This window comes from Lacrimispora amygdalina, from assembly GCF_900205965.1.
GTDB lineage: Bacteria > Bacillota > Clostridia > Lachnospirales > Lachnospiraceae > Lacrimispora > Lacrimispora amygdalina_A.
The window spans coordinates 1-17,778 of record NZ_OAOF01000004.1 but is presented as its reverse complement, the minus strand read 5'-3'; the positions used below and the strand labels follow the sequence as shown (position 1 = coordinate 17,778).

Genomic DNA, 17,778 nt, shown 5'->3' with positions numbered 1-17,778 from the left:
ATTATGGTATAATAGGATTAAAAATGGAGTTTAGAAGAGAGGTAAAATATGAAAAGACTGATACTGGTGACATCTCCTCCTGCAAGCGGAAAAACTTACGTATCAAAGCAGCTTGCCAAGAATTTAAAGCATGTTGTCTATCTTGATAAAGATACTCTGATTGTTTTATCGAAACAGATCTTTGTGGTTGCGGGCCAGGAATACAACAGAAGTTCTGATTTTTTTGAAGCAAACATACGGGATTATGAATATGCGGCAATCGTTGACCTCGCTATGGAAGCACTGGAATATGATGATATTGTGCTGATTAATGCTCCGTTTACAAGAGAAATCAGAGATACCGGGTATATGAATGCACTGCGGGAGAAGCTGACCAGAAAGAATGTTGTGCTTACCGTAATTTGGGTTCAGACGGATGTAGAGGTATGCAGACAGAGAATGATTGACCGGAACAGTGACCGGGACCGGTGGAAACTGGATCATTGGGATGAATATATTGCAGGTGTTAATTTTGATATTCCAAAAGAATTAGACGATCCTGACTGCAAAGATGATCTGTTGATTTTTAAGAATTCATCAGAGACTGAATTTCAGAAATCAATGAAAGATATACTGGATATAATTGAAAGCTAGTTCAGTATGTTGTGGAATGAAGAAACAGGCCGGCCGTTATGGCGTCAGCCTGTTTCTTCATTTTTACTTTTTTACTGCCGCAATGATTCCATCTCCAATTGGAAGCAGAGTACTGTTTAGTTTAGAAGAATCTGCCACCAGACGGTTGAATATATGCACGGCTTCAACCTGTTCGCTCCATTTTGGATCCAGATCCATCACAGGAAAAAGGGCATCGTCAACAGCGAGTATACCGCCGGGTCTCAAAATACGGATACAATCCTTTAACAGACGGGGATAAATCCGTTTATCTGCATCCTGAAAAATAAAATCAAATGAAGCATCCGGAAGTTCTGGGACAATCTGACACGCATCACCCTCCAGGATCTGTATGATACTGTCAACTTCTGAACGAATAAAATTAATTTTTGCCTGTGCGGCAGCAGTGGGGTCGAATTCAATGGTAGTGATGGTTCCGCCATATTCTCTGGCAGTCAGTGCCATAGAGGTTGCCGAAAATCCAATGCTGGTACCAATTTCAAGAATATTCACTGGCTTTTTCATCTGTAATATCAATTGCAGAAAACGCGCAGTATCGTCTTCTATAACCGGCACAAAATCTTTCCACTCCGTTTTATTTACAAAATCCTTTTTTTGCAGAGAGGTTGTTACCCTGTACAGATCTTCGATGTAAGTCTTCTCTAATTCCAATTCTTTTCCCATAGCTTATTTCTCCTTTTTTATTTGTATTCCTACAGGAAGGAGAACGCAAAAAAAACACACCCTCCAACCAGGTAGGTCAGATAGTGCGTTGGCTTACGTGAACGCTTACGAAATTTATGTAATGACAGTATACAACAATTTAAAATTATAATCAAGCATTTAAAAGGAAAAAAGTATTATGAGAAAAATCATATTGACTAATATATCATAATGTTATATCATAAAAATATATTAAAATAAAAAAATTGATAAAAAAGGAGTATTTTTAATGAGACAACGAGTTCGCAAGGGGTTATTAGTGTATTCTGCACTGATGTTTCCACTGACATTTTTTCTTTTATCGCCTTATGTCATTGTTATTTCTGCGGCAGATGGAGTTCTGAATGGAAGCGCGATGATTTTTGGGCTGCTCCTGGTGTTTTCCGTCATTGGGAGCAGGCTTTTCTGCGGCTGGCTCTGTCCGGGAGGTGCTGTCCAGGATTTTATTTCCAATGCAAACAGCCGCCCCTGGAACAGCAGGTGGAAAAATCTGTCTAAATATGTGATCTGGGTGGTGTGGTTTTCTTTTATCGTTTTTCTGTGGATACATAACGGCCCGATAAAAGGAGATTTCCTGCATTTTATGGACATTAACATAATTTACATGATTATCTATGCAGTTGTAGTCTCTCTTATATATTTGTTCACGCTAATGACCGGCAGACGGGGAATGTGCCACAGCCTCTGTTGGATGGCTCCCTTTATGGTAATTGGTGAAACCATTGCAGATTTTTTTCATATACCAAGATTCAGGCTGAAAGCGAAACCTGATGACTGTGTTTCCTGTGGAAAATGCAGCAGAATCTGTCCTATGGGTTTAAATATAGCTGAGATGGTTAAATCTGGAAGATTAGATAATACGGAATGTATTAACTGTCTGGAATGCGTGGATGAATGCCCTAAGAAAGCAATCAGTTTTGGAATATGTCAGAAACAGTGACCCACAACTGATGAGGTATTAAAGAATCTGGTGGTGAAGCAATAGGATATAATTGAAAAAGACAGGCTCATTTTTCAGATGGGCCTGCCATATATTCACTTTAACAGAATCACTTTTCCGGAACTGCCGTCAACCAACACCTCATCCCCATCCTCTAACAGATTGGTTGCATTTCCAATTCCAAGCACTGCAGGTATGTTATATTCCCTGGCCACAATTGCGCTATGGGACAGGGGACCGCCTGTATCCGATATAACCGCCGAAGCAAGAACAAACAGGGGGGTCCAGGAGGGATCTGTATAGCGGCAGAGCAATATGTCGCCGGGCTGCATTTTATCAAATTCCTGCTGAGTCAGTATTTTCCGTACCCGCCCTCGGCATCGTCCTCCGTTTCCGGAAACACCGGTCAGTGTATTCTGATTACTTGCTTTTGTGCCCATTGAAAACCCAGACCAAAGCATTTCGTTTTTCTGCCGGTTCAATTTTCTCACAGAAATCAATTCTTTCAGGTCCGTTATATTGCCCGGTAATTCATAGACCTCGTTTAGGGTGAGATACCGAATGTCGTCCGCTTTCTCAAACAGCTGGGGAAAACGGTTCCCCAGCTCAAATGCAGCTCTGCGGGCAAGACCGTAGCACATTTCTATCAGATAAAGGCTCTCTTCCCGGTTCACATGATATACCCTTATCTCTTCAATTTTCGATTTTAACCGGTGGGATTTCTTTTTATCAAACTGTTTTGTAATCTTTGTCATAATGTTTTGAAACTTATCTGTTGCTTCCTCGTTTCTTCCGGAGTTTTGCAGCACTTTCAGCATTGAAAACAGGGAATCCAGATTCTCAAACCATGAAACGGAGCCGAAGGCACAGTAGCTGCTGTTTGATTTCCAGCCGAATTCATTTAAGAAATTTTCCAGCTTCGACTTAAAATCAGGCTGATTAGACAGAAATGCCGATATGGCACGGGGATTGGTACTGTCCAGTTCCATAAATAACTGCTCCAGTTCAGGGCTGCTGTGGATGTATCCGGATAGTTTTTTTAATTCAATGTTTAAATTCCAGGTTTTATAGGAAAGATTACTCAGCAAATCATATTCGTTCATATTTTTATCTGTTTTCTTCAGGTCATGATGAATCAGTTTTGAGACAGCCACAGACGGAAAGATATTGTATCGGAATCGTGTGTAAGCAAGCTCTTCAGAAAGTTTTATGAGTTCCATGATCTGCCGGATCAATGCTTTGGCAGGTAATGAGGTAAGGTCAGAATTCTCTATAGAGTCCAATTCTTTCCTTATATTATGAAAAGAATCCTTTGTCCTGGCTGAATTGATGGAAAAGTCGGTAAAACGGCTCAGGAGGAAAGGGATTTTAAATATTTTAGGTGAGATATGTATTTTTCCGGCAGATAGTGCAAGCAATCCGTTATCAGCCATGGTAAGTTCGCTATCCACAAAGATGCCCAGCTCATGAAACACTTTGTTTTTTGCTTCATCCACTAACAGGCATGGTGCCACATCAAGGGGATAGAGCGGGGTGGGGCAGTGTTCGATCCAGTTGTTTAATACCGCTCTCTGAGATTTTGTAATCTTGATATCGCTGCTGCTTTTTACATTTAAAGTGGTGATTGGCCGTGCCTGCAGTAAATACAGCCTGTTCTCAGAGATGGCCCATTCCAGATCCTGGGGGCAATGAAAGTGCTGTTCTGTTTTTCTGCCCAGTTCAAATATTTCTATTGCCTGTTTCTCGGTTAAACTAAATTCATTTCTTAGCTGTGAGGAGGTTTCTTTCTCTTCGGTTCCATCTGCGCTATAGCAGACCAGGAGCTTTTTATCGCCTAACCGTTTTTCAACTATCTGCCGGTGATCCCTGTCATATAAATAGATATCAGGAGTTACTTTCCCTGAAACAATGGATTCGCCCAGACCCCATGAGGCATTGAGCATCATCCTGCTTTTATTTTTACTAACAGGGTCCACGGTAAAAAGGACACCGGATATTTCACTGTTTACCATACACTGGACTACGACGGATAACGATATCTTTATGGTATCGAAGTTCGTTTGCTTTCGATAGGCGGACGCCCTTGTTGAGAACAGGGATGCGAAACATTTTTTGACGGACAGATAAAGCTGATTAAGTCCCTGTATGTTGAGATAAGTTTCCTGCTGCCCGGCAAAACTTGCTTCCGGCAGGTCTTCGGCAGTGGCAGAGGAACGTACCGCAACTTTTGAATCCGGGCCCAGTGCATGATAATATTCTGCGATTTCATCCTCCAGTTCCTTCCACAGCTGTCCTTTAGCGATATTCTCACTGGTAAGGCTGTTTCCTGGTGCGGAAGAATCGAACCCATTCCGTTTCATGTAATCATCAAAGGCACGGCTGGTAATGCAAAAACCATTGGGAACCGGAAAACCGGCATGATACAGTTCTCCCAGATTTGCACCTTTTCCACCTGCGGCAGAGATATCTTCCTTTCTTATTTCACTGAATTTCATAACATATTTCATAGATAAAGCCTTCAAAGCATATACACCCCCTTTTTCTGGATTATAGCACCGTTCTATGAAAATATCAAATAATATTCACAGCTTTAATAAAAAATATCAAATTAGCTCCAGAATTAATTTTTGGATTTTTTCATACCAGAAAAGAAAGCCATCGCCAATCATTTCCTTCTGCATGCATAAAGCAGCCAGTGCGGCAACTGCAGAAGCGATTTCTTCATCGGAAGCTGACAGGGAAAACCCCTTGCCTGCCCAGATATTTTTAAGCTTTCGGATAAAGTCTAAATTATCCTGAGATGCAGATGCATCATTATTCCAGACCAGTGATTCTAAAAGACCGCCGTATTCACTGGCATAAAATTTGTTTGTGGAGGTTTTTTCCAGAAATACATTTGCCAGATCAGAAAAAAATCCCTGGGGTGTCTGGTTTTCCTCATCAATGATTGTCAGAATTTTCTGCCGTATTCTCATTTTTTCATCCCGCAGGATTTCTTCGTAAAGAGCTTCTTTGTCTTTGTAGAAGGTATAAAAGCCGCCCATGGAAATACCGGCCTTTTTGGTTATATCCTGAATTTTGCAGTTTTTAAACCCTTCCTCCATAAACATAAGCGAAGCGATTTCTTTTACTTTATTCTTTAATTCTACCCGCTCTTCATCCGAATAAGGTCGTCCCAAGATGACTGCCCCCCTTCCCTGTTTGTATTTCTATATTAACTTGCCGCCATAAATTCGTCAATATCAGAGTTACTCTGGTTTGTCGAAGTAAATGAAAGTTTGTCCCTTCCTTTTTACGATTCTGAATCGTATAAAACATTAAATAAGTTTAATACTAATGATAAAAGTAAAAATGGAGCAAATAATGAAAGCAGATAAAAGACTTACAACCGCATTTAAGCATGCCGAGACCATAACATTTGATAAAACTTCAAAATATATATTCTTCAGTGATTGTCACCGTGGTGATGACAGTGTTTCAGATGAATTTATCAGAAACCAGAACATCTTTTTACATGCATTAAACTACTATTATAAAGAGAACTATGTATATGTAGAGGTGGGAGATGGGGATGAATTGTGGGAGTATAAAAAATTCAGTGTCATACGACTGGCTCATACCGATGTTTTTACAGTAATGAAGAAGTTTTATGATTCTGAGCGATTCCTCTCACTATATGGTAATCATAATATTTATCTGAAATCAAAACGTTTCGTAAAATTAAATTATTATCAATATTATGATGAATATAACCAAAAGACGGTGGATTTGTTTAAAGGAATACGACCAAAAGAAGCTCTGGTACTTCGTTATAAAGACACTGGTCAGAAGATTTTTGTACTGCATGGACATCAGGGTGACTTTATGAATGACCAGCTGTGGTTTCTGTCCATGCTGCTGCTTCGATATTTCTGGAGATATCTTCATCTTGTAGGGTTTGACAATCCTACAAGTCCTGCCCGTAATTTATTTAAACGTCATAAAATAGAACGTATCTATGATGAATGGATTGATAGGCATAAAGTTATGCTGATCTGCGGACATACGCACAGACCCAAATTTCCCAAAGCAGAGGATCTTCCATATTTTAATACGGGCTGCTGTACCAGAACCAGGGGAATCTCCGGAATAGAAATAATAAATGGAGAAATACTGCTGGTGGACTGGAGAATAGCCGCAGATGAGGAGGGTTGTCTTAAAGTTCACCGTACCGTGGTAAGAGGACCGGAACCCATTGAAAAATATGATAGAAGGAAATAGTCAATACCCCTTTATACCTATATGGGAAGCGAGTGAAATAAAACTGCAAAAATCAGGGCAGGCAGAAGATTTGCCACTTTGATATTAGTTTTAAACATCAGATTCGTGCCTACACAAAAGATTAAAGCTGAACCAATAAAGGATAGGTAACTCACAGCTTCCTCTGTTAAAAATGGCTGGACTAAAGACGCTGATAAGGTGATGGAGCCCTGAAAAAGAAACAGGGGTATGACAGAAAAAACAGCTCCTTTACCAAAAACAGATGTAAAAACAATCAGGATCATTCCATCTAAAACAGCTTTTATATAGAGCATTGAAGCATCTCCGGTCAGACCGTCCTGTAAAGAGCCTACAATTGCCATGGCACCGATGCAGATGGTTAAGGAAGCAGAAACAAATCCTTCCACAAAGCCATTGTCATCCGGTGTGCTGAATTTCCGCTTCAGCCAATCTCCCAAAGTTTCCGTGTGTTTGTTAATATTTATAAATTCACCGGTAACGGCTCCAAGAACCAGAGATAATACCATTTTCATAGTCCCTCTCGTTTCCAGTCCTGATGCGCTAATTACAAACATTTCCTGCAAAACTCCTGCAATTCCGATAAAGATTACGGAAAGGCCCAGCGCCTGCATAATAATATCCTGAAATCTCTGCTTCAATCCGCCCTTCAGCGTAAGACCAATGATTCCTCCCGCAATGACAGCAGCGCTGTTTACAATTGTTCCTGACCCAGTCATTTTATTTTCGCCTTTCGTATTATGATTCATAACCGATATTATAACATCCAATAATAATGACGTAAAGATTTACCGTAATGCATACGGAAAATAATCGGGTGGATCTTCATTCTGCCAATGGTATAATGAAGATAACGAAAGGAGGTGGCGGCTTGCTTAACAGGAGGCAGCAGCTTTTGTTCTCAAAGCTTACCGGCAATCAATACATTACAGCAGCTGAACTGGCCAGACAACTGGAACTTAGTGAAAAGACGATAAGGACAAGAGTAAAGGAGCTGGATAAAGAGCTTTTGCCATGTGGGGCACATATCATATCCAAACAAGGATATGGTTACCGGATATCAATTACTGATCCGGCATTGTATCAGGAACTTATAATTTCTATGTCAGCAGACAAACAGGCGTTACCCACTTCTTCACAGGAACGGATTTTATATCTTCTTTCGTGCTTTCTTAACAGCAGGGACTATGTAAAACTGGATGATTTAAGTTCTTTTTTATTCATATCAAGGAATGTGCTGACTGGAGATTTAAAAAAGGCGGAGGAAATGTTATCCAAATACGATGTCAGGCTGGTGCGAAAACCTCATTATGGAATCAGAGCAGAGGGAACGGAATTTGATAAGCGGCTGTGTATTGCCAACTATCTGATGAAACCGGATTTTATTTTACAGGGGCACCGGCGCAGAAGTACGAATGAAATGAAGTCCATCGGTGATATACTGCTCACCTGTATCAGGGAACATAATATTAAATTGTCTGAGGTATTATTTCAAAATCTGACCATTCATATTTATATCGCATTAAAGCGCATGAAAGCCGGGCTTTTCATGACTTCTGAGGAGGCGGATTTTTTTCAGTCAGGTCTGGGCGAAAAAGAAATGGTCATAGCACAGGATCTGGCAAAAGGGCTGGAGCATAGTCAGGGAATTGTTTTTACCCAGCCAGAGATAAAATATATGGCAATTCATCTGGCCGGAAAAAGAAGCATTGACGAAGAGGAGGGAGAAGAGCTGAAAACGGAAATTCCCGGACGGCTTATGGACCTGGTCACAAATATGCTGCAATCGGTATATGACAGTTTTAAAATAGACTTCAGACACAACCGGGATTTAATTCTTTCGTTGTCTCAGCATATGGTGCCGTTGGATATCAGGGTCAGGTATGACATGGGTATCGACAATCCTCTGCTGGAGGAAACAAAAAAGAACTACTTTCTGGCATATGCCATTGCAAAACAGGCATGCATTGTTCTGAAGGAATATTACCACAAAAGCCTGTCAGATGATGAGGTGGGGTTTATAGCCCTTCTCTTTGCACTTGCACTTGAGCAGGAAAAGGGAAATAACGGCAAGAAAAACATATTGATCGTGTGTGCATCAGGAAAGGGCAGCGCCCAGCTGTTAACCTATCGTTATAAAGAGGAGTTCGGCAATTATATAAATCAAATATACACTTGTAATACACATGAACTGGATAACTTTGATTTAAGCAGGGTGGATTATATTTTTACTACGGTACCTTTGGAAATTACGGTTCCTGTCCCGGTTATTTCCGTAAAAGATTTTCTGGCAGACAGAGAGATACTGGCAGTCAAAAAAATTCTGTTCATGGGAAATAAAAGCTTTTTGTATGAATTTTATGACAGTCGTCTGTTTTTTACAGATATCCAGGGTGAAAAGAAAGAGGAAATCATTCAAGAACTATGCAGACGGATTGGCAAAATAAGACAATTGCCCAGGGGATTTTATGAAGCAGTACTGAAAAGGGAACAGATGGCCCAGACAGACTTTGGCAATCTGGCTGCACTGCCGCACCCTTATAAGACACTTTCTGAGGAGAACTTTGTATGCGTGGGAATTCTAAGAAAACCTGTCCTGTGGAATACAAATCTGGTTCAGGCAGTTTTTCTTGTATCCATAGGGGAAGTGGAACAGGAACAGCTTCAGGCTTTTTATCAGCTTACCATGAATCTTCTGCTGAATCAGAAAGGCATGTTAAAGCTTATTAAGGAAGCATCGTTTGAAACGCTGATGGAGCTTTTAATGGATGACAAAACTATCAGAGGATGAGGATGGGGGATAACAAATGGATATAGAAATTGAAACAATTATGATGGAACTGGTTGTAAACGGCGGAAATGCCAGAAGCTGCGCGATGCAGGCAATTGCAGCCGCAAGAGAGGGAAAGCTTAAACAGGCCGATGAGTTAATGAAAGAAGCCGATGAATCAATTGAGAAGGCTCATGAATTCCAGACCGGAATCTTACAGGAAGAAGCTTCCGGGGAACACCTTCCTATGAGCCTTATTATGGTTCACGCACAGGATCATTTAATGAATGCCATGACTGTAAGAGATCTGGCAAAAGAGTTTGTAAGGCTTTACAAAAAGGGGATATCTAACGAATAGAAAGGAGTGGTAGAATGTTACACATTACATTGATTTGTGCGGCTGGAATGTCTACTTCCATGCTGACACAGAAGATGTTAAAAGCAGCAGAAAGCAAAAATATGGAGGTGGAAATTATAGCAATGCCAGAATCAAAATTCCGGAAATATAAGGGTGAGACTGACATCCTTCTTCTTGGACCTCAGGTCAGGTATCTTTTAGAAGATATTAAGGCGGAATTTGAGCCGGCGGGAATAAAAGTTTCCGTCATTGATATGAGAGATTATGGAATGATGAATGGGGAAAAAGTATTGGAGGATGCATGTAAACTATTGGGGTAACTGGGTGCAGCAGATAAAAAGTCACGTTAAAAGGAGAAGGATATATGAATAACTTAACAGGATTAATTGAAAAATATTTCGTTCCCATGGCAGGCAGGCTTTCAAAAAACAAATATTTAAAAGCAATTTCCAATGGATTTTCCGTACTGCTGCCAATTACAATGATCGGGGCAATTTTTACACTTCTTGCTAATCTGCAGATTGCGCCGTATCAAAGTCTTATAACAGCCGTTCATTTAAAAGAAATATTCGGTTTTGCACCGAAGGTGACGACCGATATGCTTGCGGTCTATGCAGTTTTTCTTATTGGCAAAGCACTGGCAGAGCAATATGATTTTGATGATAATGTATCTACAATAGTCGGCGCATTGAGCCTGTTTTCATTCCTTGTTTTAATTCCTCTTGGCGTTTCAGGAAAAGCGGAGAAAAGTCAGGAAATTGTCTCGATTGCCAGGGCAATACCTACCACATATCTGGGAGCAGCAGGTTTATTTACAGCCATGATAATCGGATTGCTGGTGCCCTTTATCTATCAGGTATTTATTAAACACAATATCGTTTTAAAGATGCCGGAACAGGTTCCGCCCACAATTGCAAAATCGTTCAGTGCTTTGATTCCGGCGTTTAGTATTGCGTTTATTTTTGGGCTGATCCGGTTTTTATTTTCCTTAACACCTTTTGAGGATGCAAATAGTTTTGTATATACAATGATGAAGGCACCTCTGGCCAATCTTGGAGCCAGCCCTGCAACCTTTATTTTGTTTATTCTGGTCTGTTCCCTTATGTGGTTTTTCGGTATCCACGGCGGAATGATTGTCATGCCTTTTATCAATGTTCTATACACGGCAGCAGGGCTTGAAAACCTGGAAGCATATGCAAACGGTGTGGCAGGCCCTAATCTGATCACCAATGCATCATGGTTGATTTTCGCCTCAGTGGGAGGAGCAGGCGGAACTCTTGGACTGTGCATTCTTATGGTTTTTATGGCAAAAAGCTCACGGTATAAGACGCTTGGAAAGCTTGCACTTCCGGCAGGAGCCTGCGGAATCAATGAGCCCATTACATTTGGTCTTCCAATGGTATTAAATACAATCATGATAATTCCGCTGATTATTACGCCGATTGCCACGTTTCTTTTTTCCTTTTTTATGATGAGCATCGGTATCATTCCTCCGCTTAATGGTACAACCATTCCTCTTGGTACTCCGGTGGTGTTTGCGGGTCTTATTGCTGGAGGATGGAAAACAGCAGTTTTACAGATTGTATTAATAGCGATGCAAATATTAATTTATCTTCCGTTTTTTAAAGTTCTTGATAAACAGGCTGTATTAGAAGAAATGGGCACAGACTAATCATTAAATAATCTGGAAAGGAGAGTCAGTGTGGAAAAAAAATCCAATATACTATTATTTGCAGCAGACCAGATGCGAAGTGATTCCCTGAGGCATCTGGGGAATCCGGCTTCCATAACTCCCAATCTTGACAAGCTTACAATGGAGGGCGTTTCATTTCAGAACGCGTATTGCCAGAATCCGGTATGTGTTCCTTCCAGATGCAGTTTCCTTACAGGTTTATATCCACATACAACTGGACACCGCACCATGCATTTTCTTCAGAATCCGGATGAACCCAATATCCTGAAAGTTATGAAGCAGGCGGGTTATGAAGTGATCTGGGTCGGCAGAAATGATGTGATTCCAGGAAACCGCACCAAGGAAGAATATTGCAGTGAGTACTACAATGGTGTGGTAATGGAGGATACGAAAGGGGAGAGTAACAATGTCTTTGGTTTTAAGAAAAAAGGTGAAATTCCTGCAGTCAGACCAGAAAAAGACGATAATTATTATTCTTTCTATATCGGAAAGCTGGATAAAAAAGAAACACAGGAAAGTTTTGACTGGAACTGTATGAAAAGTGCACTGGATTATCTGGAGAGAAGAAGCAAAGAAGCAGATGCTCCGCCATTCTTTCTGTATGTGACGCTGACCTTCCCCCATCCGCCTTATGGATGTGAAGACCCATGGTATTCCAGTATAGACAGGAAAAAGCTGCTGCCAAGAAGACCTTGTGTGAAAGGTTTAAAAGATAAACCGTCCATGCTTTATGGAATTAATTCCAGGCAGAATTTAAATGGCTGGTCAGAGGAGCGCTTTGATGAACTGAGAGCCACCTATCTGGCCATGGTTTCACGATTTGATTATCAGTACGGTTTAATCTCGGATAAGCTGAAGGAAACAGGGGTCTACGATGATACCAATATCATTGTATTCAGTGATCATGGTGATTACACCGGGGATTACACGATAACAGAAAAGGTACAGAATTGTTTTGAGAACCCCATCAGCAATGTTCCGCTTTTAATAAAGCCCTCAAGCGGGCATGAATGCAGACCCCGGGTAACACAGGCACTTGCGGAACTGGTGGATATACCTCAAACAGTTGCAGATATGGCTGGAATCAGCCTGCCATACAAGCAGTTTGGAAAATCACTATTGGATGCGGTAAGCGGCAAGGAGTTTCATAAGGATGCGGTATTCTGCGAAGGAGGCAGGCTTCATGGGGAGGAGCACTGTATGGAAAAGGGACACGGTCCTTTATCACCTTACTGGCCCAGACTTGATACACAATGCAGTGAAGGTCCGGAGCATACAAAGGCAGCTATGATCAGGATGGGGCAATTGAAATACGTCAGGCGTCTGTATGAGACAGATGAACTTTATGATCTTGAAAAAGATCCGATGGAATTAAATAATGTAATCAATGATGAGAATTATAAGGAAGATATCTTAAAACTGAAAGAGCGTATGCTTACTTTCTTTCTTGAAACAGGAGATTATGTGCCTGACCGTAAAGATATTCGATAGATCATGAGGGGAATGGAATAAAAACCATTCCCCTTTTTCCATACCAGTGCTATGTCTCACGGAAAATTTAGTTTCATAAATTCTGCTTTTCAGCTCCGTTTGTTTTTCATTATGCCAAGTATCAGCATAATTGCCGCAACCAAAAGAGAGAGAGTAATATTGTTTGCGACTGACACCAGCCCCGTTACGAGAAAGATCAGTGTCAGCGCAGAAAGAACTGACAGAACAATCCGGGACCTGTGCCTGTAGACCATCTGTTCCGTCTCGTCGAGAGGCTTATTCTCGTCTTCCACAGGTGCAAGTATAAAGATAACCGCACCTGAGAAAAGAAGAATGAGAATGCAGACGATGCTGCTTATCGGAAACCACTTTAATATACTCAGAACAATTACAATCAGAAGTATGGAAAACAGGTAGCAGTTTCGCTGGGTACGTGCATGATAACCGCCCGCCACGGGGCGGATCAGACCGTAGGAGAGAATAAATACAACACTCTGCCACAGCATACCAAACAGCAGACCGATTAAAAATACACTGGCATAATTAAAAATATAGATACCACCCTGCCAGAATCCATAAGCATATAAATCCCGGTCCTCCCTGTTTATGATTTTCCAGTCTATTAATTTATCCGTTAGTGCATTTGCTAAATGTTCCATGATAACCTCCCCAATTATTTAAATTCATGTACATCAGAACCTTAACCTGAAACCCTTTTTCATCGTGGGATATCTGCATGGCACCGTCGTATTTCTTAATGGCCTTCTGTACACTTTTCAGCCCCAATCCATGGTTTTTTTCATCCTTTTTCCGGGTCATATAGTGATCCTCTGTTTTCTTAACCAAACCGTTAAAGGAGTTGTTTATGACGATGATAAGGCGGCCTTTCGTATATTTTATTCTTATATGAATCCAGCGGTCCCCTGTTTGGGCAACTGCTTCCAGAGCATTATCCAATAAGTTTCCAAGGATAACAGCCATATCAAACGTTTCCACCGACAAGTCTTCCGGAATCAGGATATCCGCCTTAATTTGTATGTTCTTTTTTTCAGCCTGCTGTAATTTGAAATTAATGATACTGTCAATGGTGCTGTTTCCTGATACAGCATATTCTTTAGTTATCTGACACATGTCAGTTAATTCAGATAGCCGTTCGGTTAATTCATTTATTTTCCCGGATTTTGCCAGTTCATACAAAGGGGAAAGCTTATTTTTAAAATCATGGCGGAGCATTCTCATATTTTTTAAGGCTGATTCCATCATCTCCACCTGATTTTCATAATAACGGTTCTGTTCTTCTATAATTCTTCTGTTCATCTGCGCAACTAATAGGTCAGATATTTTATCGTAAAGATAGAATGTAACAATATTTATGGCGAACGCACTCGCCATGCAAATAAAAATAATGGTGCGGGAACTGCAATTGTTAGTAAAAATGGTAAGAAGCATGATGATGGTTCCATATGGAACGGTTATTAAACTTAACCAGTACACATTGGGGAGGGGATATTTGGTTTTCACATTTTTAAATCCCTGCACAAGCAGCACATAAGAAAAGGATAATATATTTAGCGCAACAATCCCAAACCCCGATTTATATTTAAAAGGGATTAAAAGATTCAGTTCCAGAATGCTGGTTAAGAACGCCACAAGTGTCTCGATCATCATCAATGAAAAATAAATAATGGTCGTAGAAAGAAGTGCCTTACTGATTTTGCCTTCATACAAAAGTGCAGTTAAAAAGAGTGTAATCAGATTGACAGTTAAATTTACCAATGGAATTTTTAAAAAAATATATGTAAGTGTGATCACCACAAAATAGCCGAAATAAGCCAGACGTTCCAACTTAAAATTCACCCTGCAGTCTGAGTAGAAAATATGCATATATTTGTATATGACAAACGTCATAAACAAATTACCCAGGCAGTAGACCGCATTGTAGCTTTCCATATTCATAAAGTTTCCCCCTTATTCTTCGCTGATCTGCAGTTTGCGGAATTCATGACGCTTTGATCTGCTGATAGGAAGTACCGTACCGTTTGACATCACTACTTCTGTATAACGCAATATCGCAATATGGTTATAATTGATCAGATAGGACCGGTGTATCTGAACAAATTGATATTTTGTAACACTTAAGGCGGTGTCCTCCAGTTTTCCGTAAAAAAAGTCTTCTCCAGTTGTAAAAACAATTCTGTTTTCCCGGTTTAAGCTTTCAAAATATATGATTTCACTAATTGGTATCTTGTGCATATCATATCCTTTTTGATAGGTGAAATATCCCCCCAGCCTCTGGGTTCTTTCTATAGCCAGTTTTAAATCTTCGATGACTGTGAGTGGACTAATGGGCTTCGGGATAAAATGGAGGGGCTGAATATCAAACAACTGTCTGTCGTAGGCGTCCTTGCCTGAAATATACACAATTTCAGTGTTATAATTTTTCAGCACTTTTCTTATCTGCCTGCCCGCTTCCACCCCGTTCATGCAGCCCAGTTCAATATCCAGAAAAATCAGGTCAAATGATTTATCCTGGTTAAACGATTTTAACAGACTTTCGCCGCTGTTAAAAATGCTTAAATCAATCTTCAAAAAATTTCTGGCAGCATAATCCGATATGATCTGTTCCATTTGGGAACATATCGCATTATCATCATCACATATAGCAATATCAATCATAGTTTCTCCTTTCCGTTAGATAATGGTAACAAATCTGTCGATTACACTCTTATTATAGCAAAATGTGTCATTTTTGCTACTCTTAATTTATCGTTACATTTCACATCAATCGAAAGTACCATTCACTACATTAAACTATTTTATAGTAAATTATTTGATAAAATACAGTCTGAAAGCAGAATACAATAGAGAGGAGGGGAAAATCATAGAACTTTTATTTTTTAAACTTGTAAAAATAATAGCGAGTCTTGCGCTGAGTTTTACATCATTAAATATGAATTTAGCATGCATGCTGTTTATTCATCAGCCCAAACTTCCGGACAATGCTAAAAAACTGCGCAGATTTTAAGTAATAGCTGGTAACACAGCTATGATTGCCAGGCCGCCGAAGGAAACCAGGCAATGACTGCAGCCTGTTCCAATAATTTTATGGGGACAGACTGCTTTTTTTATGAGGGGAGATATTTATGAGTACAAATGAAAATGCAAAAGAATTTAGTCTAAGCTCTTACCAGAGAGATATATGGTTAGAGCAGTGTATGCATCCGGGAAAACCGATTTATAATCTTGGCGGTTATATCAGGATTAAAGGAAACATTGATATCGAAATATTCAGAAATACGATGCTAAGAATCATCAATCAAAATGATACTCTGAGAACACGTCTTATGGACCGGGCAGGAGAAGCGTATCTGACCATACTGCCCCAAATCCACTATAAAGCTCCATTTTTGGACTTTTCAATGAAAGAAAACCCGGCTGCTTTCTGTGCCGAATGGATTAAAAAGGAGTTTTTAAAACCATTTGATCCCAATGATTATTTTTTTCAGTTTTATTTATTAAAAAGCAATGAAAATGAATATTTTATTTTACTGAAAGTGTATCATATGATCATTGACGGCTGGGGGTTTGCGCTATTATACAGCCAGATGATTGATACTTATAATGAACTGGCAAAAGGAAATACGGAAATAAAGGCAGATGCTTATTCCTACACTGATTTTATCGCTGAGGATCAGGAATATAGAAATTCACCTGCCTTCCTAAAAGACATTGAATTTTGGAAGAATAAATACCAGACGATTCCTGAACCGCTGTTAAGCAAAGGAATCGGATATGATTGTGAAAATGACAGCTCCGTTTGGAGCGACAGGAGTACTTTAAAAATTAAAAAAGTGCTATATAACAGAATGCTTGAGTTTTGTAAAGAGGAAAACAGCTCTGCATTTCATTATTTATTAGGGATTTTATATCTTTATTTCAGCAAGGTCTGCAAACAGAAGGACCTGGTGATTGGTGTCCCTGTTTTTAACCGGAGCAATGCCAAATATAAACAGACCATAGGACATTTTGCAAATGTATTACCACTTAGAATAAACCCGGAGACGGATATGAGTTTTAAAGAGCTCATGAAACTGATCAGGCATGGACTTTTTGAATGCTACCGGCATAAAAGAACAAATTTTGGTGACATCAGCCGGGCGGTTTATGAAGGGGTAAGTGAAAAAGGCAACTTATTTGATATATCCCTTTCTTTTGAAGAACAGGAAATGAGAAAAAAATTTGTTACTGCTGATGAATGCCAGAATGTAACAATGACGCATCAACATGAAAGAAATGCTCTAATGCTTCTGATCTGGGGACATGAGGGGGAAGCGGATGTATGTGTTAATTTTGATTACCGGCTGGATGTGTTTAGAAAGTTTATACCAATTGAAAACTTCATTTCCCATTTTGAATATTTATTCACAAAAGCAATGGAACATGGCGATACTCCGATCTCTGCAATAGAAGTGGTACCGGAGGCGGAAAAGCGTATGCTGCTTCATGATTTTAATCAGACAGTGATGGAATATTCCAAAGATCAGACCATCCACGGTTTATTTGAGGAGAAGGCAGAACAAAGACCGGAGCATACCGCGGTTGTTTTTGAAGATAAAAAACTGACCTATAGGGAACTGAACCAAAAAGCCAACAGGCTTGCCCATGCGCTGCGGAGGAAGGGAGTGAAACCGGACAGTATTGTTGCTGTCATGACCGAGCGTTCCCTGGATATGGTGACAGGAATATTTGGTACTCTAAAGGCCGGAGGTGCCTACCTGCCCATAGATCCCGGTTACCCGGAGGACAGGATTGAATATATGCTGGAGGACAGCGGCGCAGGCGTTCTGCTCACACAAAAGCATCTAAAAGACAGA

The 17,778-nt window shown here is 40.2% G+C and carries 17 protein-coding genes; 10 read left to right on the top strand and 7 right to left on the bottom strand.

Features of this window, described 5'->3' with window-relative positions:
• The first annotated feature begins 48 nt into the window (after positions 1-48).
• Entirely contained in the window at positions 49-633 is a 585-nt protein-coding gene (locus CRO04_RS06900; RefSeq protein ID WP_097003512.1) for an AAA family ATPase, read from the top strand.
• A 63-nt stretch (positions 634-696) separates the two neighbouring features.
• Here CRO04_RS06900 and CRO04_RS06895 read toward each other — a convergent pair whose 3' ends face one another.
• Positions 697-1,335 carry an O-methyltransferase gene (locus tag CRO04_RS06895; protein ID WP_242974366.1) on the bottom strand — a complete coding sequence of 213 codons (639 nt, stop codon included), beginning with the start codon at positions 1,333-1,335 and terminating at the stop codon, positions 697-699.
• A gap of 268 nt (positions 1,336-1,603) precedes the next feature.
• Between CRO04_RS06895 and CRO04_RS06890 the strand changes: the two genes are divergently transcribed.
• Complete coding sequence (locus CRO04_RS06890; RefSeq protein ID WP_097003511.1) at positions 1,604-2,314, top strand: 4Fe-4S binding protein; 711 nt, start codon at positions 1,604-1,606, stop codon at positions 2,312-2,314.
• Positions 2,315-2,409: 95 nt separating this feature from the next.
• On the opposite strand, the gene CRO04_RS06885 is transcribed toward CRO04_RS06890, so the two are convergent.
• Both CRO04_RS06885 and CRO04_RS06880 read right to left on the bottom strand, forming a co-directional pair.
• The gene (locus CRO04_RS06885; RefSeq protein ID WP_097003510.1) at positions 2,410-4,821 is read right to left on the bottom strand and encodes a PEP/pyruvate-binding domain-containing protein; all 2,412 of its coding nucleotides are present in this window, start codon (positions 4,819-4,821) and stop codon (positions 2,410-2,412) included.
• Positions 4,822-4,917: 96 nt separating this feature from the next.
• A complete protein-coding gene (locus CRO04_RS06880; RefSeq protein ID WP_097003509.1) occupies positions 4,918-5,493 on the bottom strand; it encodes a TetR/AcrR family transcriptional regulator in 576 nt (191 codons plus the stop codon).
• Between the two features lie 184 nt (positions 5,494-5,677).
• Here CRO04_RS06880 and CRO04_RS06875 point away from each other — a divergent pair, with 184 nt between their 5' ends.
• Positions 5,678-6,574 carry a metallophosphoesterase family protein gene (locus CRO04_RS06875; RefSeq protein ID WP_097003508.1) on the top strand — a complete coding sequence of 299 codons (897 nt, stop codon included), beginning with the start codon at positions 5,678-5,680 and terminating at the stop codon, positions 6,572-6,574.
• 17 nt (positions 6,575-6,591) lie between these two features.
• Here CRO04_RS06875 and CRO04_RS06870 read toward each other — a convergent pair whose 3' ends face one another.
• Positions 6,592-7,341 (bottom strand): DUF554 domain-containing protein, encoded by a 750-nt coding sequence (locus CRO04_RS06870; RefSeq protein WP_330400793.1) that lies wholly within the window; start codon positions 7,339-7,341, stop codon positions 6,592-6,594.
• A 122-nt stretch (positions 7,342-7,463) separates the two neighbouring features.
• Between CRO04_RS06870 and CRO04_RS06865 the strand changes: the two genes are divergently transcribed.
• From CRO04_RS06865 to CRO04_RS06845, 5 genes are read left to right on the top strand one after another with little or no spacing between them, the layout of a single operon-like run.
• The gene (locus CRO04_RS06865) at positions 7,464-9,383 is read left to right on the top strand and encodes a BglG family transcription antiterminator (protein ID WP_166432493.1); all 1,920 of its coding nucleotides are present in this window, start codon (positions 7,464-7,466) and stop codon (positions 9,381-9,383) included.
• A gap of 16 nt (positions 9,384-9,399) precedes the next feature.
• Complete coding sequence (locus CRO04_RS06860) at positions 9,400-9,720, top strand: PTS lactose/cellobiose transporter subunit IIA (protein WP_097003505.1); 321 nt, start codon at positions 9,400-9,402, stop codon at positions 9,718-9,720.
• A gap of 14 nt (positions 9,721-9,734) precedes the next feature.
• Positions 9,735-10,040, top strand: a complete 306-nt coding sequence (locus tag CRO04_RS06855) for a PTS sugar transporter subunit IIB (RefSeq protein WP_097003504.1) — start codon at positions 9,735-9,737, stop codon at positions 10,038-10,040.
• A 44-nt stretch (positions 10,041-10,084) separates the two neighbouring features.
• On the top strand, positions 10,085-11,392 hold the full coding sequence (locus CRO04_RS06850; protein WP_097003503.1) for a PTS sugar transporter subunit IIC: 1,308 nt from the start codon (positions 10,085-10,087) through the stop codon (positions 11,390-11,392).
• Positions 11,393-11,422: 30 nt separating this feature from the next.
• The gene (locus tag CRO04_RS06845; protein ID WP_097003502.1) at positions 11,423-12,904 is read left to right on the top strand and encodes a sulfatase-like hydrolase/transferase; all 1,482 of its coding nucleotides are present in this window, start codon (positions 11,423-11,425) and stop codon (positions 12,902-12,904) included.
• 89 nt (positions 12,905-12,993) lie between these two features.
• Here the strand turns inward: CRO04_RS06845 and CRO04_RS06840 are convergent, their stop codons facing one another.
• Genes CRO04_RS06840 through CRO04_RS06830 form a run of 3 tightly spaced genes read right to left on the bottom strand, consistent with a single transcriptional unit; the run spans position 12,994 to position 15,580 of the window.
• Complete coding sequence (locus CRO04_RS06840) at positions 12,994-13,563, bottom strand: accessory gene regulator ArgB-like protein (protein ID WP_097003501.1); 570 nt, start codon at positions 13,561-13,563, stop codon at positions 12,994-12,996.
• The gene (locus CRO04_RS06835) at positions 13,532-14,860 is read right to left on the bottom strand and encodes a sensor histidine kinase (protein ID WP_097003500.1); all 1,329 of its coding nucleotides are present in this window, start codon (positions 14,858-14,860) and stop codon (positions 13,532-13,534) included. Before CRO04_RS06835 ends, CRO04_RS06840 begins: the two co-directional genes overlap by 32 nt.
• A 12-nt stretch (positions 14,861-14,872) precedes the next feature.
• Complete coding sequence (locus CRO04_RS06830; protein WP_097003499.1) at positions 14,873-15,580, bottom strand: LytR/AlgR family response regulator transcription factor; 708 nt, start codon at positions 15,578-15,580, stop codon at positions 14,873-14,875.
• A 64-nt stretch (positions 15,581-15,644) separates the two neighbouring features.
• Here CRO04_RS06830 and CRO04_RS27265 point away from each other — a divergent pair, with 64 nt between their 5' ends.
• On the top strand, positions 15,645-15,929 hold the full coding sequence (locus CRO04_RS27265; protein WP_278321359.1) for a cyclic lactone autoinducer peptide: 285 nt from the start codon (positions 15,645-15,647) through the stop codon (positions 15,927-15,929).
• A gap of 118 nt (positions 15,930-16,047) precedes the next feature.
• A partial coding sequence (locus CRO04_RS06820) for a condensation domain-containing protein (RefSeq protein ID WP_141400951.1) occupies positions 16,048-17,778 on the top strand: 1,731 nt, incomplete at its 3' end.